A 22,526-nucleotide genomic window follows, 5' to 3' on the forward strand; every position below is an offset into this window, starting at 1 on the left:
CCCGCACATTCCGTTCGAATGAATCAGGAGAAAATCATGCCGGACATCTTCATCTGGAAACCCGATGAAAACCAGACTTATAACTTCCCGGAGCCGTATGAATCGATCGCTCCCTCCTTTGACAAGGAAGCTGGCAAATCCTTCTCGATGATCCCCCCCGCCGGAACGTTGACGCTGCTTTCCAGGCAGTCGTCGGTGTGGGGCGGAACTTTCGACGACGGGATCCCGCCTGTCGAAATCGATCTCCGTAGCGGTGCGCTCGTGATGCGCGGGTTGTCCGGCGATTCGAAGGGTGTCGATTTCACGATGGGGCCGTATCCGCACAAACTCATCGGTCATCCGTTCGTCAACTTGAGGATTCTCGATGCTTCGTTCGAGGTCAGTCGTTTCGATACGGTGAATGCCGGCGGTCTTGTCCCGCCGTTGCTCGGCATGTCGATCGACCTCCTCCTCGATCTGGAGATGGCTGGCGCCAGCCGTTATCAGGTCGACTGCCGACTGTACGCCAGCACCAAGAGGTTGCATCTCAAGGATCGTTCCGCGTTGAAGGTCCGGGCCGAAGAGATCGTGCTGACGTTCAGCGAATATTACGTTTCGCCGACGCTCCTGCCCCACCTCCCGGGCGGCAATTATTCGCTGGACATGGAATCGACGGGCGGCACGATGGAAATCGCCGAATCGCGGCTCGCCTTCGGAAAGAGTGCAAATAGCTCGATGAAGAGCAAGAAAATCACGTTGCGCAAAAGGGTGGGAGTCGCGGCCCAGGAGGATGCAAATGTGAAGTTCGTCACCGACTCGGTTGATTTTTATGACGGTGCATCGGCGGCAACATTTTCCATCGCTCATGATGCCAATGTGGAATTCGAAACGTATTCCGGCGGAAAACCTTTCGATTTCCTGAGCGATAAAAAATACCCCGAGGCGCTGTTCAATTTTCAATCCACCCCGCATTCGAAGAGCAAGGGCAAATTCACGCTCTACGGCGCCGGAAGCGCGTTCGAGAAATCGGCCATGCTGAGCAAGCGGGTTGTCGCCGTCGACGGTGTACCGCAATCGACCGACAAGCTCCTCAACTTCGATTACGTCCCCGTCGGCAACACGCAGAACATGGTGGTGTCGCTCAAGTGAGCAGAAGCAATCCGTCTTCGGCTGGCGAGTAACGGGTTCCGGCAACGGCCCGGCTTGCCAGCCGTGACGCAAGCGATTCTGCGGACGCCAGGCGCGATACAGCGTCTGGCGTCGTGGCGCGCCGCGGACCGAACCGGAATCCGTCGACGGCAGATCGAGCGGATGGCCGCTCCGCCAGTCGGCTCGGAGCCGACACACCTCCGCGTCCGCGCAACGGCTTTCCCCCCTACGCCGACGAGCGATTCAGACTCGCATCAGCGGCCGTAGAAAACGACCGGCTCGGGTTCCACGCCCCGCTTCATCGCGCCGGTCACCGCGACGGTGATGCGACGGACCGATGCGTTCACGTCGAAGTTGCCGAATTCGTTTCCGGGCTGTTTGAAGGGGCCCAAGCGCCGACATCAGGTGCGATTGATCGACACCCCTCCATCAACCAGCAGCGCCCCGCCGGTCATGAATGACGAGGCGCTGGAAGGCAGGTAGAGAACCGACTGCGCAAGTTCGTCCGGCGTAGCAATACGTCCGCGCATAAGTCTCATCCCTGACGTCGCCCGCGACGCAGACCGCCGTTCCTTTATGTGCGGCGATTTCCCTCACAAGGCTTTCCAACTCGGCCTTGCGACGGGCGGCAACAACTACCGCTGCGCCCTCGCGAGCGAACAGCAACGCGGTCGCGCGTCCGATTCCGGAACTGGCGCCGGTGATGATGGCAACCTTGTTTGCAAGCACGTTCATTGTCTTTCTCATGTTCGGATTGATCAGTTGTCAGTCTGGTCGCATCCGGCCGTGCAAGCATGCCGTTTCTTGCTATCAAATTCGGGCGGGGTTTTCGATGGTCAACGGCCCGCCAGGACAATAAAAATCGTCTCGAGCGATTCTGAACCGGCCTCGCATAGCGGAATCCGTCAGGCGATTCTCGAATCGCCTGAAACCGATCGGTGACGATCCGCCGCTTCAACACATGAGGCACAATACGCGGCTTCGAAATTCCACCGCGGTCAAACACATGCGCTTCGTCGTCGTCGGAACCAGCGGATCGGGGAAATCCACCTTCTCCAGTGCACTGGCGGCCGCTGCTGGTTGCTCATACATCGAACTCGATCAACTCTACTGGGGCCCCGACTGGAAAGCCGTGCCGCCGGAACAGTTCGAAAACGCCGTGCTGGCCGCGACGGCCGGCGACCGATGGGTCGCCGACGGGAACTACAGCGCGGTGCGCGACGTGCTCTGGTCGCGAGCCACGCACGTCGTCTGGCTGAACTTCGGGCGATGGACGGTGTTCTCCCGGGTACTCTGGCGCACGGTAAGCCGCGGGCTCATGCGCACCGAGCTTTTTCACGGCAACCGGGAGTCGCTGCGGATGGCGTTTTTCTCGAAAGACTCGGTGCTGCTGTGGTCAATTACCACGTTCGACAAGAACCGCGTCAAGTTCGCCAACCTGCGCGACGATCCGAAATACGCGCATCTGCAATGGACGGAGATTACCGAGCCATCGCGCACCCGCGCGTTCATCGACATGCATGCCCGTGCTGGTCGTTGAGCATGCGATATATCAGGACTTCTGACTGAAAGTCCGGGACGCCGGGCAAACCATACGCCGCGTGCACTTGCCGGAACCCATCGCGCGGCGTATGGTTAATTTCTCTATCGCCCTTTTCCGGGAGATATCAAAATGGCTGCCATGCAATCCGCGGCCACGCCCCTCTCCGACGAGGAAGCCCGGCGCCAGTTGCGCCGCGCCGTCATAGCCAGCACGATTGGCACCACGATCGAATGGTATGACTTTTTCCTCTACAGCACGGTCACCGGCCTGGTCTTCGCAAAGCTGTATTTCCCTCAGTCCCACCCTCTCGTCGGCACGCTGCAGGCGTTCCTGATCTATGCCGTCGGCTTTGTCGCGCGGCCGGTCGGCGCGGCGATCTTCGGCCATTACGGCGACCGCATCGGACGCAAGGCCACGCTGATCGTGACCCTGTTGCTGATGGGGCTCGCCACGTTCGCCGTGGCCTTCGTTCCGACCTACGCAACGATCGGCATCTGGGGCGCCGTGTTCCTCACGGTGCTGCGCTTCATCCAGGGCGTCGGCGTCGGCGGCGAATGGGGCGGCTCGGTCCTGATGTCGATGGAGTGGGCGCGCACCAATGCGCATCGCGGCTTCGTCGCGTCGTGGCCGCAATTCGGCGTGCCGGCGGGATTGTTCCTCGCCAACCTCGCCGTGCTCGCCATGAGCTGGTTTTCCGGCAGCAGTTTCCTCGCGTGGGGCTGGCGCGTGCCGTTTGTCCTCAGCATCCTGCTGGTCGCGATCGGGCTCTATATCCGCCTGAACATTCTCGAGACGCCGATCTTCGCGAAGCTGCTGGCCGAGCGCCGGATCGAGAAGACGCCGATGCTCGAAGTGCTGCGCAAGCAGCCGCGGGATATCGTGCTGTCGGCGTTTGCGCGGATGGCCGAACAGGCGCCGTTCTATATCTTCACGGCATTCGTGTTCACTTACGGGATCACGGCGCTGGGCGTCACGCGTGAACTGCTGCTGACGGCGGTGCTGGTTGCATCCGTGGTCGAGTTCTTCACCATTCCGCTGTTCGGGCACGTGTCGGATCTGATCGGGCGGCGGCGGATGTACATGATCGGTGCGGCTGTCGTCGGTGTGTTCGGATTCCTCTACTTTGCGATGGTCGATAGCCGGAATCCGGCATGGATCTTCGCGGCCATCGTGCTGTCGCTGGTCCCGCATTCGATGATGTACGGGCCGCAGGCTGCATTGATTGCCGAGTCGTTTACCGGGCGGTTGCGGTACAGCGGCGCGTCGATGGGGTATCAGCTCGCTTCGGTCATTGCAGGCGGCCCGGCGCCGCTGATCGCGACGGCGCTGTTTGCCTACTACCATTCGGGGTATGCGATCGCGGTGTACGTGCTGATGTGTGCGGTGCTGAGCCTGGTCGCCGCATCGAAGCTCGGGGACTACACGAACAAGGATATTTCGCGGGAATACGACGATGCGCGGGGTCTGGAGGATCATGGGCACGCGCCGCCGGTGACCTGACAGGGTGGCCGGCGATCGAGCCATCGAGGAGGCCACTTATTTCTTGTTATCCGCGCGAACGGCGCCCAGCGCTTCGAGCAACGGCCGGAGCGCATCGAGTTCCGCGCCGAAGCCGGCCCAGTCCCCCGCCTTCAGCCGCTCGATCGCGCGGTCGTAATGGGCCAGCGCCTCGCGGGCGCGCGCATCCGCCGCGCCGCCGGCCGGCGCCGCCGCCGGCCCCGGCCCAGTCTCCTTGAAGAGCGCCGCGAGCGCCTCGCTCAGGTTTTCCTCCATCACGACGCGGTCGCCATAGGCCGCGATCACCCGTTTCAGTTCGGGCAACTGGCCCGACGCCGCGCGCAGATAAAGCGGCGACACGTAGAGAATCGAGTGCTCGATCGGCACGACCACGAGATGGCCGCGGATCACGCGCGAGCCCATCTGGTTCCACAGCGAGATCTGCTGCGAGATTTCCGTGCTCTGCTGGATGCGCGCCTCGATCTGGTACGGCCCGTAGATCAGCTTGTCCTTGGGGAACGCGTAGACGATCAGCTTGCCGTACCCGGGCGGGTCGCAACGCGCGGCCAGCCACGCAATCATGTTCTCGCGCTGGCTCGGCACCATCGGCAGCATCAGCACGAAGCCGGCCTGCGCGTCGCCGGGCAGCCTCATGATCGTGTAGTACGGCGCCATCCGCGTGTTCGCGGTGTCGCCGCCGTCGATATCGCCCAGCGCGCGAGGAAACTGCCAGAGGTCCTCGCGGTTATAGAACACTTCCGGTGCATCCATGTGATAAGCGCGGTAGAGGTTCGCCTGGATCAGGAACAGGTCCTCGGGGTAGCGGATATGCCGTTGCAGATCCTGCGGCATCGCGTCGAGCGGCTTGAACATGCCGGGGAAGATGCGCGCGTACGTCCGCACCAGCGGATCGGAAGGATCGCTGACGTAGAAGTCGACCGTGCCGTTGTACGCGTCGACCACCACCTTGACCGCGTTGCGAATGTAGTTGGCGCCGTCGCCGACACCGGGCGGCGCATACGGAAACCAGCGGCTGGTCGTATAGGCGTCCTGCATCCAGAACAGGCGGCCGTTGCTGGCCACGACATACGGGTCGTGGTCGAGCGCGAGAAACGGTGCAATCGTGCGGATCCGGTCCCGGATGTTGCGGTGAAACAGGATCCTGCTGTCGTTCGTGATGTAGTGCGTCAGCAGGATGTTGGGATCGTCGAACTGCCACGCGAAGAGGCTGCGCCGCGCCGCGCCGCCGATCGCGACACCGTCGCGCCCGCTATAGGACGTGTAGACGTTGCTGTCTCCCTTCGGGTAGTCGAATTCGGGCACGCTGCCCTTCACGATCACATAACCCTGCCCGCCTTCACCGAAGTAGATGCGCGGTTCGTCGATTACCGGTCCGCCATCCGCGACCGGCGGAATGTCGCGCAGATAGAGCGACGGCAAGCCTTCCGTGGATTTCTCCGTGACCGGCGACATCACGACGCCGTTTCCGTGAGTGAACAGCAGATGCAGGTTCACCCAGGTTCGGGCGTTCTCCGGCAGCATCGTCTGCTCCAGTTCGCGCGCCGACAGCATGACCTGCCGGTAGCCGGAGTCGAGCCGGTAGCGATCGATATCGACGGAGAAGAACTTGTAGTAAGTCCTGATCTCCTGCAACTGTGCATAGGTATCCATCAGCGGCTGCACATCCCACAGGCGGATGTTGTCGACGGTCGCGCGATTGGCCTGCAGCGCCGCGAGATTCAGGCCCCGCTCGGCCGCAAACGGTTTGACCTCGATCTGCGCGAGACCGTAAGCCTGCCTCGTCAACGCGATGTTGTGCCGGATATAGGGCGTCTCGAGCTGCAGCTCGCTCGGCTTGACGTAGAAGCGCTGGAACAGCGCGGGATAGACGATGCCGAGCGCAAACGACGTGCCGAACACCAGCAGCAGCGCAGCGGCCGGCAGCCGATAACCGGGCCGGCGCATGTTGACCAGCATCGCAACGGCCGACGCGGTGGCGAGGCCGACGAGCAGCCACAGCACCGGCAGCATCACGTGGATATCCGTATAGCCGGCGCCGACCACGACGCCGTTGTTGTCGTAGAGCAGCAGAAAGCGCTCGAGCCACCACGACCACGCCTTCAGCACGAAGAAGAGCGCCAGTAGCGCGGAACCGTGAACGGCGGCAGCCGACGAGAGCCCCTTCGGCCGCCGCAGCGTGATGTCGCCGCGCAGCCAGTAGACGATGCCTGCGGCGATCGCGCAGCACACGACCACTTGCAGCAGCAGGTTCTTCAGCACGATCCAGGCGGGTAGCGCGAACAGATAGAAACCGATGTCCTTTCCGAAGATCGGATCGTGCGCGCCGAACGGCACCTGATGCAGATAGCGCAGTGCAACGTCCCAGCTCGACATCGCACCGGCGGCGATCGCAAGCCCGAGGAAGGCGGCACCGGCGGCAATGACCACGCGCCATGGAATGCGCGACGCGACGTCTCTTGCCAGCGCCAGAAGGACTTCCTCCTCGCGCGTCGACGCAGTGTCCTCGACCGGCCAGACATCGACGGGCCCTGCATGGCGATGCGCGAGTAACCCCGACGCGCCGATCGCGCCCGCCGCCACGGCGAACACCGTGACGAACAGCAGCACCCGCGTGGACAGGATCGTCCAGAAAACGGCGGCATAACCGATCGACGAGAACCACAGCCAGTCGACCAGGACCCCGGTGATGCGCCCGATGACGATCAGGCAGGCGATGACGACCGCAGCCGCGATCCCATAGCGTTTCAGGCGAGAGACGGACGTTGCTTGCGAGCGCATCGAGGCTCCTTTGCCGGGCCGTCATGCGTGGCCGGCTGCGACCCGATCGGGGTGTGCCGCCGATCCGTCGGTCAGGATCGCGGCCGGCCGCATGTCTGAATGCTACGCCCGTTGCCGGTACGTCGCCATCCGGCGGCAGGCGCGACGTCGCCGGGGACGAGCGATCGCAGCGCAGTGCAGCAAATTCGTTCGATCCCGCTCGCGGGACGCGATGCGAAGCCGGGTGGGCACACGGTCAACGGGGCGTTTGCACGCCATCCTGGTCACGCTCACAATGAGTGCTCGGGCGGCTTGCCGCGCCGGAACGGACGGAGGGCGAAATGGACGATCCCCATGATCTTCAGCGCTTTGTCGACGCGCAGAATTCGGTGTATGCGCAGGTATGCGACGAGCTGAAGAACGGACACAAGCGAAGCCACTGGATGTGGTTCGTGTTTCCGCAGATCGAAGGGCTTGGCGACAGCGCGATGGCGCAACGGTACGCGATCTCGACATTGGCCGAAGCCGTCGCGTATCTTCAGCATCCGCTGCTCGGCGAAAGGCTGCGGGAATGCACACGGCTGGTCAATCAGGTCGAAGGCAGTTCGATCCAGACGATTTTCGGGTATCCGGATTACCTGAAATTCCGCTCGTCGGTCACATTGTTCGCGCATGCGACTGCCGACAACACGGTGTTCATTGAGGCGCTCGAGAAATACTTCGGCGGCGAGGGCGATCACAACACGCTCGCGCGAATCTAGGCGGTGCCGGCCCGAATGAACCTCGACGTAGCGACGTGGTCGTTGATCTTCCGCCCATGTATATCCATCGAGGAGATTCGATATTTCCCGATGCGTTGATTTCAGGCAACCCGTCGAACATCGATGGCCCGAGGTCAACACACTGACCTCGGGCCACGAGTCTTCCGCAGGTACCGGGCTTCACGAACCTTGCCCGGCACCCCGGCCGTTCGACGCTGTGCGACCTGTATCAGAACTGATAACCCGCGCCGACCACCGCGCCGAAGTCCGAGCGGGTGTTGCCGGTCACCGACGCCTTGACGACCCAGCGGTTGCTCTCCGTCACGTACGAGTACCCTGCCGCGAAGCCCTGCTGGCCGTGATAGTTCGAGGTCGCCGCCGACACCATCGAGCGGCCCGCGCCCGTCGGTTGCGGCAGGCCGGCCACCGCCATCGCCGACGCGACGCCGCCGTACATGTCCTTCTTCAGGTCGTTGAACGAGTTGTACACCTGCCCGATGCGCTGGTCGGTGTAGTTCTTCGCCTGCGTCGAAGCGGACGTGAGGTTGTCGTTCAGCTGCTGCACGTTCACCGCGTCGGTCGGCGCCGTCCCGGCCGCGACGTTCGTGATCTGGCGCTCGCTGCCCTTCGCGCCGACCGAGAACGAATTGTCGCGATCGGCGACCGAGCCCTGACCGACCGCCACCGCGTTCTTGCCGGTTGCCGTCGCCGTCGACCCGATCGCCCCCGCATCGGCGCGCGCGATCCACGTCGTGTTCGCATCGGTTGCCGCCGCGCGAATCTTGTCGTTGGCCGCCACGTTCTTCAACGCGTTGTTGAACTGGCCGACGTTGACCGCATCGTTGTCGTGCACGCCCGCCGCGACGCCGGTCAGCACGCGGTCGCCCGCCGTGCCCGAGAAGTTCACGCTGGTTCCGCCCGTGTCCTTCCCGACCGTGACCGCGCCGTTCGGATCCTGCTGCTGCACGAGGCCGGCCTTGCCGTTCGCGATATTGGTCACGTTCCCCTGCAGGTTCGAGATGTCGGTCGTGTTCTTCGACACCTGCTGGTTGGTCGCGTAGAGCTGCGAGCCGTTCACCGCGTCCGTGCTGGTTGCGCTGAGCGTGCCGGCCTTCACGTTGGTGATGCGCGTGCCGCCGGCGCCGCCGAGCGTGATCGTGCTCTTCGAGCTGTCGTCGTACTGCACCGCGAGCGCGCCGAGCTGGTTGAGGTTCGACTGCACGTTCTTCAGCTGCTTCACGTTCACCGCGTCGGTGTCGCTGGTGCCCGCGGCAACGTTCTTGAGCACGACCGCCGAGTTCGCGTCCCCGCCGACGAGCGACACCGAATTCAACCGGTTGCCGTTCGTGTCGACGTCGTACTTGACGACGTTCTTCACGGCTTCGCCGGTCTGGTTCGACACCTGCGTGATCTGCTGCTGAAGATCGGACTTCACGCCCGACAACTGGCCGCCGTTCACTGCGTCCGTGCTGCCGGCGGCGACGTTGCCGTCGGCCACGTTCGTCAGCTTCGTCGGGGCGCCGCCGCGCGCCGCGCTGTACGCACCGAGTTTCGGGTCGAACTGCAGCGCGTCCTGCTGCAGCCCGGCGATCGCGGCGGTGTTGCCGGCGATGTTCGTTTCGGCATTGCCGAGGCGCGTTTCGTGATTCTCGAGCGTCGTCGTGTTGCTGCCGACCCGGCCGTCGAGGTTCGTCAGCGCGTCGCCGACATTGTTGAACGAGCCGCCGCCCACCTTATAGGCCGGCGCGCTGATCGAGCCGTCCGGATTCGCCGTTGCGCCGCCGCCCAGCGCGGCCGCGGTGCCGTCGGTCGCGCGGCGCAGTTGCGCGCCGTTCACCGCATCCGTGCTGCCGGACGCCACATTGCCTTCCGCGACATTGGTCACGCGCACCGGGCTCCCGCCGTTGCCCGCGCCGAGCGAAACCTGCCGCTTGCTCGCATCGTCGTACTTCACGGCCAGCGCATCGAGCTGGCTCGTGCCGTTCTGAACTGCCGCGGTCAACTGGTCGACGTTGACTGCATCCGTACCGTTCTTGCCGGCCGCGACGTTGCTGATCCGTTGCGGGCCGTTGCCGCCGTGGCTTGCATCGTAGGCGCCGAGGCTCGGGTTCCACTGGAGCGCATCCTGCTGGAGCGCGGCGATGTTGCCCGTATTCGTCGTCACCTGGTTGCCGAGCGTCGTAATCGACTGGTTGAGCGTGTCGGTCGCCTTGCCGAGCTGGCCCACGTTCACCGCGTCGCCCGCGGCGATGCCGTCCGCGACGTTGTGCAGGCCGACCGGCGCCTGCGCGCCCTTGCCGCCGAGCGTGACGCCGCCATGCGCGTCGTCGTCGTACTGCACCGCGTTCTTCGTCGCGCTGCCGATCTGGCTGGTGATCGACGTGCTCAGGTTGCCGAGCGTCGTGCTGAGGTTGTTCGTCACGCTCGTGCTGAGCGATGCGAGGCCGCCGTTCAGTTGGCCGACGTTGACGGCATCGTGCACGTCCTTGCCGTCCGCGACGTTGTGCAGCGTGGTGCCGTTGGCGCCGGCGAAGGTCACCGAGTCGAACCCGCTCGCGCCGTCGTACTTCACGTTGCGCGTATCGGCCGCCTGCAGGTTGCCGATGTTCGAGGCCGCCGTGCTCAGCGACGTGTTGATGCCGGAGACGCTGTTCTGCAGGTTCGTGATGTTCGAAGCCGCCGTCGAGATCGACGTTTGCAGCGGCGCGACACTGCCCTTCAACTGGCCGACATTCACCGCGTCGGTATCCGCGACACCGGCCGCGACGCCGCCGATCGTGGTGCCGTTGTTGCCGTCGAGCGTGATCGCCGCATGCGAATCGTCGGTGTATTTCACGACGTTCTTCGTCGCCGAGACGATGCTCGTGCTGAGGCTGTTGCCCACGTTGGTCACACGCTGGTCGACGTTCGTGATCGAAGTCGACAGCGAATTGCCGACCGACGTTACCCGCGCGTCGACGTTGCCGATGCCGGTGCTGAGCGCGCTGTTCACGTTCTTCAACTGCTGGACGTTGACGGCGTCCGTATCGGCCGCGCCGGCCGCTACGTTCTTGAGCTGGCGTTCGTTGCCGACCGCGCCGAACGACACCGCACCGCCGACCGGTGCGGCCGTGCCGCCGAATACCGGCGTGCCGCCGTTGTTCGCGCCGACGCTGCCCGAGCCGATCGCCACCTGGTTGTTGTCGTTCGTCTGCGCACCCGCACCGATCGCCACGGATTGCGTGCCGCCGGCGCGCGTCTGCGTCGCCGCGTCGTACGCGGCGCCGTTCGACACACCATCGCTCGACGTCGGGTTGGCGCCGCCGATCGCGATCGAGCGATCGCCGCTGGCCAGCGCCGAGTGGCCGAGCGCGATCGAGCTCGTGCCGTGCGCATCGGCGACGTTGCCGAGCGCCATCGAGAAATCGCCGATTGCGGCCGACTGACGGCCGACCGCGAGCGACGTATTGCCTTGCGCGACCGCCACCGTGCCGATCGCCGTGGCCGAATTCGCCAGCGCCTGCGAGCCGACGCCGATCGCAATCGCGCCGCCGCTGCTGCTGCCGCCCTTGCTGCTTGCGTTGGACTGGTCGCCGATCGCGATACCGCTGGTGCCGGCCTTGGCATTCGTTCCCTGCGTGACGTTCGAGGTGCTCACCGCCACGAAACTCCCGCTCTTCGTTGCCACGCAGAGCGGATTCGTGCCGTCGATGCACTGGCCGTTCAACGCGTTGTCCGGGTTGCCACGGTCGACGAAATTGTCCGCGTGCGCGACTCCCGCGATCAACACGCCTGCACCCGTGAACATGGCGGCGACAAGCGCCGAAATCTGGTTCCTCTTCATGCTGTTCTGCTCCGTTTTGTATCGTAATGTTTGAATACGGACTACTTACTTTTATTGACAGATTCGACTTCGATTGCGATTACGACTTCAGTGCGGAACCCGTTCACGATGCCCGGCCCGGCCGTGTCGAACGCGACACGCACCGACCGCCCAAATCGACAAGGCGTTCGAGAGCCCGGGCACGCCGTCTCTTGACGGCCCGTTCCGTTAATTCGTTACATGCATTAGGAATACGTATTGTTATTTGTGGACGAGTTGCCCCCGACCGAATCCGGAGATTCAACCCGTCGTTATAACTACCCAGAATCTGACGTCGTGCCGACTGCGACCAACCCCGTTTCTTTTATTTCATCTCCGGCAACCGGATTTCCGTTTCCATGCGCAGGACGTTCGTTCAGGCATGCATCAACCGATGCTTCGGATTCGAATCGCGCAACGTCCGTCGCGGTTCGCGGTGCCTTCCGTTGTCCTGCGCTATCCGTCGCTCAAAGTTCGGACGAATTATGAGACACGATCGATTATTATTAAAGGCGGCATTGTTTATAGATTGCAAAATTCAATATATTCAACGAGTTACAAAAAACATGATCGCCTCGCAAACGATTGCGGATAATATCGATTAATAGGAATCTTTTTAGGAGAGTATAAATACTTTGCCGAAGCGGATTTGAATTAAATGGAAGCCAACAAGTCGCGACCGGAGAGTCGGCGTGACTGCGCGATTGCGTGCCGGACACACGTCGAATCCATGTTTTTTGACGAACATCAACGCGGCAACACGGCAGACACAAACCGCGGCACATTCCGCGGCTGCATAAAACGACATGGCGCGAATATCGACAACCCATCTGGCGGGATTCGAAATATGCTCCTACAATTCCGCTCGCATCGATACCGGCAGCCGCGACCATTCACGACGCGACCACGGCAATCGTCCGCGTCTTTACCGGCTCAGCGATCAAAACAACGAACGCCGTGTGATGCGCCAACCGGTTGCCTGCCGCGCAGTCCGGCCCAATCCGAATACCGATGCGAGCGTGCGATGCGTTTGCGCGTCGTCATAGAGCGGCTTCCGACGATTCCCCGAACCGGGCAGGCCACCCGCGGGATCTCAGCCAGTCGCCTTTCCAGAACAGGTGCACGATGTCCCCATCGATCTCCGCATTGAGCGACGCCCATCTCCTGATCGTCGACGATCAGCCCGACCAGCTCCGTTTGCTGATCGACATCCTGCGCGGCACGGGCTGCCGGATCAGCATCGCATCCGACGGGGCGCAGGCGTGCGAGCGCGCGCAGGCGCAGATGCCCGACCTGATCCTGATGGATGTCCGCATGCCGCGCATGGACGGTTTCACCGCGTGCCGGCTGCTGGCTGCCGACCCGCAGACGAGCGCGATTCCGGTCATCTTCCTGACCGTTGCAAGCGAATTGCACGAACGCCTCGAAGGGCTCGAAATCGGCGGCGTCGACTACGTGGTGAAGCCGTTCGAGCCGGCCGAAGTGCTCGCGCGGATTCGCGTGCAGCTGGCACGGACCCTGCGCGAGCGGCCTGTCGATACGGAGAATCCGTTCGCGGCCGGCAAGGACGACGACATCATCGTGCGCGCGGCCATTCGCCACCTGTCGCGGACGCTGAACGATCCGCCGACGGTCGAGCAACTGGCGCGTGCGGTCGGCACGCATGAAAAGCGGCTGTCGCGCGCGTTTCGCGACAATCTCGGCCAGACGGTGTTCGAGTACCTGCGGCAAGAGCGGCTGCGGATCGCGCAGGACCTGCTGGATTCGACGTCGCTCAGCATCGCCAGCATCGCGAAGGAAATCGGCTTTTCCACGCCGGCGAATTTCGCGACCGCGTTCCGCGAACGTTTCGGCATCACGCCGACCGAGTGGCGGCGCCAGCGCCACGCGGGCCGGCGCGCTGCGAACCGCGAACCGCAACGCGGCGCATAGCCCCGCGTTCGGCGTGCACGCGACGACCCGCTACCAGTTGTATTTCGCGCTGGCCAGCACGGTCCGCTCGTTGCCGAACACGCACACGGCGTACGACGAGCAGCCGCTGACGTAGCGGCGGTCGAACAGGTTCGCGACGTTCAACGCGAACCGCCAGTGCCGCATCTCGTAGTGCATCGCCAGGTCGTACAGCGTCGTGCTCGGCACCGTCAGCGAATTGTCGGGCGCGCCGGCCAACGCGCTCTGGTAGCGCACGCCGGCGCCGATCCCGAGGCCCGACAGCGCGCCCGTATGCCAGGTCCAGTCGGCCCACATCGACGCCATCTGCCGCGGCAGCGGCACGGCCACCGGCCAGTGGTTCAGCGACGCGTCGTTCGCCTGCACGTTCTTGACGTCCTGATACACATACGACGCGACGATCGACAGCTCGCGGGTCACCTTGCCGACCGCGCTCAGCTCGATGCCGCGCGAGCGCACCTTGCCGGTCTGCACGGACGTCGTGCCGGTGGGATCGAGACTCACCGGCGTCGGCGTCACGACGTTGGTCTGGTCGATCTGGTAGACAGCCGCGTTCAGCATCAGATTCTTGCCGGGCGGTTGCCAGCGCAGCCCGGCTTCCGTCTGCGTGCCGCGCGTCGGCTTCGGCAGGCCGCCGCCAACCATCCGCACGCCGATCACCGGATCGAACGACGTCGAATAGCTCACGTACGGCGACAACCCCGCATCGCCCTGATAGGTGAACCCGACCCGCCCGGAGAACGCACTGACGTCCTGCTGCGTCTGCTTGCCGGCCGCCCGGTCGTCGAACCGCGCATTTACCCAGTCCTCGCGGCCGCCGAGCGTCAGCGTCCAGCGCTGCCAGCGGATCTGGTCCTGCGCGTACGCACCGAATCCGTTCATCGCCGTGTACTGATCGACGTGGCCGAGCGACGTCGGGCCGGAGAAAATCGCGGCCGTGACGGGCCGATAGACGGGGTGGTACAGGTTGAGCGACGGCGCCAGCGCGAGCCACACGCTGTTGGTGGTCGTCTGCCGGTCGAACTGCGCGCCGAGCAGCAGCGTATGTTCGAGCGGCCCCGTGCCGAAGCGCGCCTGCGCGTGGTTGTCGATGTCGAGCCGGCTGTAGTTGAGCTGGAACAGCCCCGCGAAACGCATCATGTTGGTCGTGCTGCGGGGCACCAGGCCGTTGCCGAACACCGTCGCGTCGTCGAGCGACAGGTGCGACCAGCGCACGTCCTGGTGCAGCGTCCATATCGCATTCACGCGGTGCTCCAGCGCGAAACCGAGCGACCATTGCTTCTTCCGGTAGTCGTTGAACGCCGGGTCGCCCATGTAGATGTCCTGCGACAGGCGACCGTTCGGGTTCGGCAGCACCGTGCCCGACGCCGGCAGGAAGTTCGACGAGATGTCGCCGTGGTCCTGCAGGAACGACGCGGAGAACGTCAGCGACGTGTCGGCGTTCGGCCGCCACCGGAACGACGGCGCGAGCGCAACGCGACGGTCGCCGTTCGGGCCGGTCACCGCATTGCCGTCGCGCGCCACGCCGACGAAGCGATACGCATACCGGCCGTCCGGATCGAGCCGGTCGCCGACGTCGAGCATGAATTGCTTGCGCGCGTCGTTGCCGATCTGCATGCCCGCTTCGCGCACGCGCTCGCCGTCGGCGAGTTTCGTGTGTGCGTCGACGATCGCGCCGGGCTCGCCCGCGCCGTACAGCACCGACGTCGGCCCGCGAAGCACCGCGATCGAGTCGATCGTGTACGGGTCGACACGCCAGTTCGCGATGACGGCCGTATTCGGCGCGGGCACGCCGTCGACGTACAGCGTCGGCGTGAAGCCGCGCAGCGCCGCATACCAGTCGGTCCGGCTGTCGGCGCCGAACGTCGAGAAACCCGGCACGTAGCGCAGCGCCTGGTTCAGGTCGGCCGCGCCGGTCATCTCGATCTGTTGCGCGGTGACGATGTTGATCGTCTGCGGGATCTCGGCCACCGGCGTGTCGGTCTTCGTGCCGGCGGTGGTACGCAGCCCGACGAGCCCCGCGGACGATCCGCCGGCCTTTCCCGTCACGTCGATTGGCGGCAGCACGGCCGTCGCCGTGCCGGCCAGCGGCGCCGCCGCCGAGTTCGACGCCTGCGCGCGCGCGCCGCCCGCTGCGGCCACGCACAACGCTCCCCCGGCAGCGATCGCCCATGCGCGTCGCGCTGCCCCTGTCTCCGTCCACATCGTTTCAATACTCCGTCGTGCTGTCTCGGCCCGTTCGGCCCCGTCGACGAGCGATGTGCCGTCGGCGGCCGTCCTGTGCTGTCTTGATTGTCGTGCTGGTGATGTCGGTCGCGCGCGAGTCGGCATGCACTGGCCAACGGCGCCGTTCGCGAGCGCAGCGATCATACCGGTCGAACGTGGCGCGGTCTTTAAAAAAAATGCGCGGGCGGGCGAATCCCGGGTTCGACGCGTTGGAGGGCAGGTCAGGAAACGCCGACGCGTGACGGATCGTCCGCCGTTCGGCAACGGGCCGACGCAACGGATACCGGCTTCGGTCGTGCAGGCTTCGCTGAAGCCTTGAAGGGAGAAGGTTCGGGCCCGGGCGGCCCCGCTGCATCGCGTTCTGGCGGTCGTGCCGGGAGCGACTCGTCGGCGGGCCGCACGGCGCGTTCGCGCCAGCGCATCACGACGGGTTCAATTCCGCCCCCGCCGCATCCTCAGCGTCGCCGACGGCGACTCCCCGAACGCCCGCTTGTACTCGATCGCGAAGCGCCCGAGGTGCGCGAAGCCCCATTTCAGCGCGACGTCGGTGACCGACGCGAGCCCCGGCGTGTCGTCGGCCAGCAGCTCCTCGCGCACATGTTGCAGCCGCAACTGCCGCACGAAGCCCATCGGCGTGATTCCGTGGCGATTGCGGAAGCCGGCGAACAGCGTGCTCGGGCTGACACCGGCGAGCTCGGCGAGCCGTTCGATCGTCAGCGGCTCGTCGAGATGCGCACGGATGTATTCCTCGACACGCCGCACGTAGAACGGCGCGAGCGCCATCGGCAGGTGCCGCGTGCCGTTGCGCGCGCTGTTCGGCTGGCCGTGCAGCAGCAGGTTGAGCAACGTCGATTCGAGCTGCTCGAACGCGAGCGGGTGACGCAGCGGATGCGTATCCGTCGCGATCGCGCCGGCGAGGATCGGCAGCATCTGGGCCAGACAGGTCCCCTGCGACGACGACAGGCTGAACGCCGGTTCGAATTCGACCGGCGCGCGCCGGTCGTCGCCGAAATGCCGCTGCGCGTGACGCTCCATCACCTCGCGCTCGATGCGCAGGATGACTTGCGGGCATGCATCGCCCCATCGCATCTTGAGCGACAGCGTCGGCGAGATCAGCGACGCGGTGCCCGGCGACGACACGAAGCGCGTCGCGCCGCACTCGATCTCGGCGTCGCCGCGCAGCGGGATCTGCAACAGGAAGAAGTGCTCGAGCGGCCCCGGCTCGATGCTGACGCCGCCGCCGTAATCGAGCAGGTTCAGCGACAGGTTGCCCCAGCGCGCATGATGCATGCAGCTGTGCAGCGCGCGCGACTGGCCGGTCGGCGTGAGCCGGTGCGGCTTGAACACGTCGGCGACGCGTGCGCGCACCTCGTCGACATCGTCCGACTGCAGCATCAGGTTGCCGTGATTGAAACAGGCGGCGTCGGCAAGCCAGCCGGTTTCGGAAATTTGAGTCATCGAAGTTCTCCCGTCATGCTCGATCGCACTCGCGCCGTGCATGCGTTCCCGGTATTGGGGAATCCCGTTGCACGATCCGGATAGCGCCCGGAGTATCCGGACAGTCCGGCCATCGGAACACGCAAGTCCCGCGCAAGCGATGCAAGAATCGGACCGTTCGCGCATCGTAGAAAACTGTGCGGGGCTGCCGTATCCGCACATACCCGCAGTCGGCCGCGCGCCCGCCCACGCGCGGCGGCCGGATCGTCAGGTTTCCGGAATTCGCGGATACCGGCCGAAGAAAGCGGATAGAAGCGCACGTTTCGTCCGCCAATACTGGGCCCGTCACTGAAACGAACAGCATGGAGGGACAGATGAAAGGACGTCACATCGAGATTCCGTCGGCAGACGGCGGAACGTTTCGCGGCTACCTGAGCACGCCGGCCGGCGGCAGCGGGCCGGGCATCGTGCTGTGTCACGAGATCTTCGGCGCGAACGCGACCATGCGGGAAACGGCCGACTACTACGCGGAGGAAGGCTACACGGTGCTGGTGCCCGACCTGTTCTGGCGCCAGTCTCCGGGGATCGAACTCGGCTACGCCGCGGCCGATGCCGAGCGCGCGATGGCGCTGTATCGCGAATTCGACGAGGACAAGGGCGTCGAGGATATCGGCGCCGCGCTGCGCGTGCTCACGCAACGGCCGGAATGCACGCGCGAAGCCGGCGTGCTCGGCTACTGCCTCGGCGGCAAGCTCGCGTATCTCGCCGCGTGCCGGCTGTCGGGCGTGGCCGCCGCGGTCAGCTATTACGGCGTCGGCATCGAGCATGCGCTGGACGAGGCCGCGCACCTGCGCGGGCGGCTCGTGCTGCAGATCGCCGGGCAGGACCGCTTCTGCCCGCCCGACGCGCAGCAGCGTATCGCCGAAGCGCTGTCCGGGCGCGACGGCGTCGAAGTGTATGTCTATCCGGGCGTCGATCACGCGTTCGCGCGCATCGGCGGCGATCATTTCGACAAGGCCGCCGCGATCATGGCGCATCAGCGATCGATCGCCGCGTTCCGCGCCGCGCTCGGCCCGCACTACGACCTCTCCGCGCTGTGGGAGACCCATCTCCAGCACGAATTCGACACGCGCAACGTCGACGCGACGATGGCCACGATGGTCGCCGAACCGTACGTCAACCATATTCCGACGCTGACGGGCGGCGTCGGCCACGACGAGCTCAAGCGCTTCTACACGCATCACTTCGTGCATGCGAATCCGCCCGACACCACGATCACGCCGATCTCGCGCACGGTCGGCGCGAGCCAGATCGTCGACGAGCTGCTGTTCTGCTTCACGCACACCACCGAGATCGACTGGATGCTGCCGGGCGTCGCGCCGACCGGCAAGCGCGTCGAGATCCCGCTCATCGCGATCGTGCAGTTTCGCGGCGACAAGCTCTATCACGAACACATCTACTGGGATCAGGCGAGCGTGCTCGTGCAGGTCGGCCTGCTCGATCCGGCCGGCCTGCCGGTCGCGGGCGTCGAAACGGCCCGCAAGCTGCTCGACGAGACCGTGCCGTCGAACGGCCTGATGCGCCGCTGGCAGGACAGCGAGCCGTCGACGGGCGCGCGTTGACGCGGCCCTTCCCTCACCTGACGATAGATACCGGGAGATACCCCATGACTGCCCTTGCTGGCAAAGTCGCGATCGTCACCGGCGGCGCCACGCTGATCGGCGCCGCGGTCGCGCAGGACCTGGCCCGCGCCGGCGCGTGCGTCGCGATCCTCGATCTCGATACGGAGAACGGCGCGCGCGTCGCCGATTCGCTCGGCGAACGCGCGATGTTCGTCGCGATCGACATCACCGACGACCGCGCGATCGAGCGTGCGGTATCGGCCATCGCCGAGCGGTTCGGCGCGATCGACGTGCTCGTCAACCTTGCATGCAGCTACGTCGACAACGGCATCCACGCGACCCGCAACGACTGGCTCGCCGCGATGGACGTGAACGTCGTGTCGGCGGCGATGCTGGCGAAGGCCGTTCACCCGCACATGGCGCGGCGCGGCGGCGGAGCGATCGTGAACTTCAGTTCGATCTCGGCCCAGTGCGCGCAAACCGGCCGCTGGCTGTATCCGACGTCCAAGGCGGCGATCCGCCAGCTCACGCGCAGCATGGCGATGGATCTCGCGCCCGATCGCATTCGCGTCAACTCGGTGTCGCCGGGATGGACGTGGTCGCGCGTGATGGACGAGATGACGCGCGGCGACCGCGCGAAAACCGATCGCGTCGCCGCGCCGTTTCATCTGCTCGGCCGGGTCGGCGATCCGTCGGAGGTCGCGCAGGTCGTGACGTTCCTGTGCAGCGACGCGGCGAGCTTCGTGACCGGCGCCGACTACGCGGTGGACGGCGGCTATTCCGCGATGGGCCCCGAACAGGCGGTGCCGGCCATTCCGCGCCTGGCGGAATGACCGCCCGCCGCCGCTTCCCGCAACCATTCCGGCCGGATTCCGGCCACCCGAGGACACTCTCATGAGACGCATCGCTATCGTCGGCGCCGGCCAGTCCGGCCTGCAACTCGCCTTCGCCCTGCTCGACCAGGGCTACCACGTCACGCTCGCGACCAACCGCGACGCGGAGCAGATCCGCGCCGGCAAGGTCATGTCGAGCCAGTGCATGTTCCATACCTCGCTGCAGATCGAGCGCGATCTCGGCCTGAACACCTGGGAGGAAGCGTGCCCGTCCGTCGAAGGCATCGGCATCGCGGTGCCGCACCCGGACGGCAACGGCCGCAAGGCGATCGACTGGTCGTCGCGGCTGACCCGCTATGCGCAGTCCGTCGACCAGCGCGTGAAGATGGCCGACTGGCTCGACGGCGTTCGGCGCCGCGGCGCGGACGTACGCATCTGCGACGTCGGCGTGCCCGAACTCGAGGAACTGGCGCGCAGCCACGATCTCGTGCTGCTCGCGGCCGGCAAGGGCGAAATCGTCAACCTGCTCGGCCGCGACGACGCGCGCAGCGCGTTCGACCGCCCGCAACGCGCGCTGGCCCTCACCTACGTGAAAGGGATGACGCCGAGCCAGCCGTATTCGCGCGTGCGCTTCAACCTGCTGCCCGGCATCGGCGAGTACTTCGTGTTCCCCGCGCTGACCACGACGGGCCCATGCGAAATCATGGTGTTCGAAGGCATTCCGGGCGGCCCGCTCGACTGCTGGGCCGACGTGAAGACGCCCGAGCAGCACCTCGACAGGAGCCTGTCGTTCCTGCAGCAGTATCTGCCGTGGGAATTCGAGCGCTGCCGCGACGTCGAGCTCACCGACCCGAACGGCACGCTGTCCGGGCGCTTTGCGCCGACGGTGCGCAAGCCGTTCTTCCGGCTGCCGTCGGGCCGCACGATCTTCGGGATGGCCGATGCGGTGGTGGTCAACGATCCGATCACCGGACAGGGCTCGAACAACGCCGCGAAATGCGCGAAGGCGTATTTCGACGCAATCGTCGCACGCGATGCCGCGCCGTTTGGCGAGGACTGGATGCAGCAGACGTTCGAAGGCTATTGGGCCTACGCGCAGCATGTCGTGCGCTGGACCAACTCGCTGCTCACGCCGCCGCCGCCGCACATTCTCGAACTGCTCGGCGCGGCCGGTCAGCTGCCGTCGCTCGCCGCCGCGCTCGTCGACGGCTTCGACGATCCGCGCCGGTTCTCGCCGTGGTGGTTCGAGCCGTCGGCGTGCGCGGCGCTGATCCGCGAACACAGTACCCGTTCGGAGTAACCGACATGGAAACGACCGTTACCTGCAGCCCGACCATCGACCCGAAGCAGTTGCGTGCCGCGTTCGGGCAGTTCCCGACCGGCGTCACCGTGATCACCACGTGCGCGGCGGACGGACGCAAGGTGGGCCTCACCGCCAACTCGTTCTCGTCGCTGTCGCTGGATCCGCCGCTCGTGCTGTGGAGCCTGCGCAAGGTGGCGCCGAGCCGGCCGGATTTCGTCGCGGCCACCCATTTCGCGATCAATATCCTCGCGCACGACCAGATCGACCTGTCGCGCCGCTTCGCGACGCCCAGCGTCGACAAGTTCGACGGCGTGCTTCACGTGGATTCGGACAGCGGCGGCGTGCCCTGCCTCGACGGCGCGAGCGCGCGTTTCGTGTGCCGCAACGTCGGTCATTACGAAGGCGGCGATCACCTGCTCTTCATCGGCGAGATCGAGCAGTTCGACGCGTTCGGCAAGGCGCCGCTCGTGTTTCATGCCGGCCAGTATCGTGCGATCGCCGATCACCCCGATCTTTCACGCGCCATTTGATTAGTTATACAAATAAATATCCAGGAGGTGGTGAACATGAAATTCGGCTCTCGCCTGCTCGTCGTCGCAGGCCTCGCGATCGCCGGCATGGCCGGTCACGCGCCGGCCCACGCGGCCGACCTGCCGCCGGTCAACCTCGGCATGACCAGTTTCCTCGACGGGATGCCGCCGGCCGGCTCCGGCTGGTACGGCACGCAGTACCTGCAGTACTACACGGCCGGCCGCATCAACGACAATGCCGGCAACAAGGTCGGCCTGCCGAAGCAGGACATCGACCTGTTCGCGGGCTTGAGCCAGCTCGTCTATCAGTCGCCGCTGACGTTCGCCGGCATGCATCCGGGCCTCGACGTGATCCTGCCGTGGATCGCGTCCGCGCGCACCGACGACGGCATCGGCAACGTCGCGCTGAATGCGCGTGCCGGTTTCGGCGATCTGCTGATCGGCCCGTTCATCCAGTTCGACCCGGTGATGGGCGCGCAGGGCCCGCGCTTCGCGCAGCGCGTGGAATTCCAGTTCATCGCGCCGACCGGCGCGTACGATCCGGCGCGCGCGATCAACCCGGGCAGTCATTTCTGGTCGTTCGACCCATACTGGGCGGCGACGCTGTGGCTGACGCCGAAATGGACCGTGTCGTGGCGCCTGCACTATCTGTGGAACGCGACCAACCATCAGCCGGCCACGTCGCTCGGCCCCGACGTGACGTCGACGCAGGCTGGCCAGGCGATCCATGCGAACTTCGCGACCGAGTATGAAGTGCGCCCGGGCCTGCGGCTGGGGCTCAACGGCTACTGGCTGCGCCAGACCACCGACATGAAGGAAAACGGGCAGGACGTGCCCGGCACGCGCGAGGCCGTGCTGGCGATCGGCCCGGGCGCAATGTATAGCTTCTCGCCGCACGATCACCTGCTGTTCAACACGTACTTCGAGGTCCATGCGCGCAACCGGCCGCAGGGGACGCGGATGGTGCTGCGTTATGTGCATCACTTCCAGTGATGCCCGCGACCGGATGAACGGGCCGAATCGCTATCATCAGACGAAAGCAATGCGGGCTGCCGGCATGGACGCGCCTGTCCTATA

General features: G+C 65.2%; 15 protein-coding genes and 1 pseudogene. 10 read left to right on the forward strand and 6 right to left on the reverse strand.

Annotated elements, in window-relative coordinates:
• The first annotated feature begins 36 nt into the window (after positions 1 to 36).
• Positions 37 to 1,128 (forward strand): hypothetical protein, encoded by a 1,092-nt coding sequence (locus ABD05_RS32755; protein WP_141685133.1) that lies wholly within the window; start codon positions 37 to 39, stop codon positions 1,126 to 1,128.
• Between the two features lie 401 nt (positions 1,129 to 1,529).
• Here the strand turns inward: ABD05_RS32755 and ABD05_RS39590 are convergent, their stop codons facing one another.
• Positions 1,530 to 1,667, reverse strand: coding sequence for an SDR family oxidoreductase (locus ABD05_RS39590; RefSeq protein WP_420796376.1), 138 nt, complete (start codon positions 1,665 to 1,667; stop codon positions 1,530 to 1,532).
• Positions 1,651 to 1,863 (reverse strand): annotated as a pseudogene (locus tag ABD05_RS39165) (SDR family NAD(P)-dependent oxidoreductase); the annotation flags it as partial. The gene ABD05_RS39590 and the pseudogene ABD05_RS39165, both read right to left, overlap by 17 nt.
• A gap of 271 nt (positions 1,864 to 2,134) precedes the next feature.
• Between ABD05_RS39165 and ABD05_RS32765 the strand changes: the two are divergent.
• Together ABD05_RS32765 and ABD05_RS32770 are read left to right on the forward strand one after the other, a co-directional pair.
• Positions 2,135 to 2,668 (forward strand): P-loop NTPase family protein, encoded by a 534-nt coding sequence (locus ABD05_RS32765; protein WP_047904290.1) that lies wholly within the window; start codon positions 2,135 to 2,137, stop codon positions 2,666 to 2,668.
• 132 nt (positions 2,669 to 2,800) lie between these two features.
• The gene (locus ABD05_RS32770) at positions 2,801 to 4,171 is read left to right on the forward strand and encodes an MFS transporter (RefSeq protein ID WP_047904291.1); all 1,371 of its coding nucleotides are present in this window, start codon (positions 2,801 to 2,803) and stop codon (positions 4,169 to 4,171) included.
• Between the two features lie 36 nt (positions 4,172 to 4,207).
• Here the strand turns inward: ABD05_RS32770 and ABD05_RS32775 are convergent, their stop codons facing one another.
• A complete protein-coding gene (locus ABD05_RS32775) occupies positions 4,208 to 6,967 on the reverse strand; it encodes a UPF0182 family membrane protein (RefSeq protein WP_047904292.1) in 2,760 nt (919 codons plus the stop codon).
• Positions 6,968 to 7,287: 320 nt separating this feature from the next.
• Here ABD05_RS32775 and ABD05_RS32780 point away from each other — a divergent pair, with 320 nt between their 5' ends.
• A complete protein-coding gene (locus ABD05_RS32780) occupies positions 7,288 to 7,707 on the forward strand; it encodes a DUF1810 domain-containing protein (RefSeq protein WP_047904691.1) in 420 nt (139 codons plus the stop codon).
• A gap of 229 nt (positions 7,708 to 7,936) precedes the next feature.
• On the opposite strand, the gene ABD05_RS32785 is transcribed toward ABD05_RS32780, so the two are convergent.
• Positions 7,937 to 11,530: a YadA family autotransporter adhesin gene (locus tag ABD05_RS32785; protein WP_047904293.1), complete on the reverse strand. Its 3,594-nt coding sequence runs from the start codon at positions 11,528 to 11,530 to the stop codon at positions 7,937 to 7,939.
• Between the two features lie 1,143 nt (positions 11,531 to 12,673).
• Between ABD05_RS32785 and ABD05_RS32790 the strand changes: the two genes are divergently transcribed.
• Entirely contained in the window at positions 12,674 to 13,480 is an 807-nt protein-coding gene (locus tag ABD05_RS32790; RefSeq protein WP_047904294.1) for a response regulator transcription factor, read from the forward strand.
• 30 nt (positions 13,481 to 13,510) lie between these two features.
• Here ABD05_RS32790 and ABD05_RS32795 read toward each other — a convergent pair whose 3' ends face one another.
• Both ABD05_RS32795 and ABD05_RS32800 read right to left on the reverse strand, forming a co-directional pair.
• On the reverse strand, positions 13,511 to 15,703 hold the full coding sequence (locus ABD05_RS32795; protein ID WP_047904295.1) for a TonB-dependent siderophore receptor: 2,193 nt from the start codon (positions 15,701 to 15,703) through the stop codon (positions 13,511 to 13,513).
• Between the two features lie 453 nt (positions 15,704 to 16,156).
• Positions 16,157 to 17,182: an AraC family transcriptional regulator gene (locus tag ABD05_RS32800; RefSeq protein WP_047904296.1), complete on the reverse strand. Its 1,026-nt coding sequence runs from the start codon at positions 17,180 to 17,182 to the stop codon at positions 16,157 to 16,159.
• 353 nt (positions 17,183 to 17,535) lie between these two features.
• On the opposite strand from ABD05_RS32800, the gene ABD05_RS32810 reads away from it, so the two are divergent.
• From ABD05_RS32810 to ABD05_RS32830, 5 genes are all read left to right on the forward strand, one after another.
• A complete protein-coding gene (locus tag ABD05_RS32810; protein WP_047904298.1) occupies positions 17,536 to 18,783 on the forward strand; it encodes a dienelactone hydrolase family protein in 1,248 nt (415 codons plus the stop codon).
• Between the two features lie 44 nt (positions 18,784 to 18,827).
• The gene (locus tag ABD05_RS32815) at positions 18,828 to 19,616 is read left to right on the forward strand and encodes an SDR family oxidoreductase (protein WP_047904299.1); all 789 of its coding nucleotides are present in this window, start codon (positions 18,828 to 18,830) and stop codon (positions 19,614 to 19,616) included.
• 61 nt (positions 19,617 to 19,677) lie between these two features.
• A complete protein-coding gene (locus tag ABD05_RS32820) occupies positions 19,678 to 20,916 on the forward strand; it encodes a styrene monooxygenase/indole monooxygenase family protein (RefSeq protein WP_047904300.1) in 1,239 nt (412 codons plus the stop codon).
• Positions 20,917 to 20,921: 5 nt separating this feature from the next.
• Entirely contained in the window at positions 20,922 to 21,449 is a 528-nt protein-coding gene (locus tag ABD05_RS32825) for a flavin reductase family protein (RefSeq protein ID WP_047904301.1), read from the forward strand.
• A gap of 36 nt (positions 21,450 to 21,485) precedes the next feature.
• Positions 21,486 to 22,442, forward strand: a complete 957-nt coding sequence (locus ABD05_RS32830) for a SphA family protein (protein ID WP_047904692.1) — start codon at positions 21,486 to 21,488, stop codon at positions 22,440 to 22,442.
• The last annotated feature ends 84 nt before the right edge of the window (positions 22,443 to 22,526 follow it).

The organism is Burkholderia pyrrocinia, from assembly GCF_001028665.1.
Classification (GTDB): Bacteria; Pseudomonadota; Gammaproteobacteria; order Burkholderiales; family Burkholderiaceae; genus Burkholderia; species Burkholderia pyrrocinia.

Bases quoted from the DNA above. Each gene is read 5' to 3' on its own strand.
- ABD05_RS32755 (WP_141685133.1), top strand. From the start codon at position 37: ATGCCGGACATCTTCATCTGGAAACCCGATGAAAACCAGACTTATAAC.
- ABD05_RS39590 (WP_420796376.1), bottom strand. From the start codon at position 1,667: ATGAGACTTATGCGCGGACGTATTGCTACGCCGGACGAACTTGCGCAG.
- ABD05_RS32765 (WP_047904290.1), top strand. From the start codon at position 2,135: ATGCGCTTCGTCGTCGTCGGAACCAGCGGATCGGGGAAATCCACCTTC.
- ABD05_RS32770 (WP_047904291.1), top strand. From the start codon at position 2,801: ATGGCTGCCATGCAATCCGCGGCCACGCCCCTCTCCGACGAGGAAGCC.
- ABD05_RS32775 (WP_047904292.1), bottom strand. From the start codon at position 6,967: ATGCGCTCGCAAGCAACGTCCGTCTCTCGCCTGAAACGCTATGGGATC.
- ABD05_RS32780 (WP_047904691.1), top strand. From the start codon at position 7,288: ATGGACGATCCCCATGATCTTCAGCGCTTTGTCGACGCGCAGAATTCG.
- ABD05_RS32785 (WP_047904293.1), bottom strand. From the start codon at position 11,530: ATGAAGAGGAACCAGATTTCGGCGCTTGTCGCCGCCATGTTCACGGGT.
- ABD05_RS32790 (WP_047904294.1), top strand. From the start codon at position 12,674: ATGTCCCCATCGATCTCCGCATTGAGCGACGCCCATCTCCTGATCGTC.
- ABD05_RS32795 (WP_047904295.1), bottom strand. From the start codon at position 15,703: ATGTGGACGGAGACAGGGGCAGCGCGACGCGCATGGGCGATCGCTGCC.
- ABD05_RS32800 (WP_047904296.1), bottom strand. From the start codon at position 17,182: ATGACTCAAATTTCCGAAACCGGCTGGCTTGCCGACGCCGCCTGTTTC.
- ABD05_RS32810 (WP_047904298.1), top strand. From the start codon at position 17,536: ATGAAAGGACGTCACATCGAGATTCCGTCGGCAGACGGCGGAACGTTT.
- ABD05_RS32815 (WP_047904299.1), top strand. From the start codon at position 18,828: ATGACTGCCCTTGCTGGCAAAGTCGCGATCGTCACCGGCGGCGCCACG.
- ABD05_RS32820 (WP_047904300.1), top strand. From the start codon at position 19,678: ATGAGACGCATCGCTATCGTCGGCGCCGGCCAGTCCGGCCTGCAACTC.
- ABD05_RS32825 (WP_047904301.1), top strand. From the start codon at position 20,922: ATGGAAACGACCGTTACCTGCAGCCCGACCATCGACCCGAAGCAGTTG.
- ABD05_RS32830 (WP_047904692.1), top strand. From the start codon at position 21,486: ATGAAATTCGGCTCTCGCCTGCTCGTCGTCGCAGGCCTCGCGATCGCC.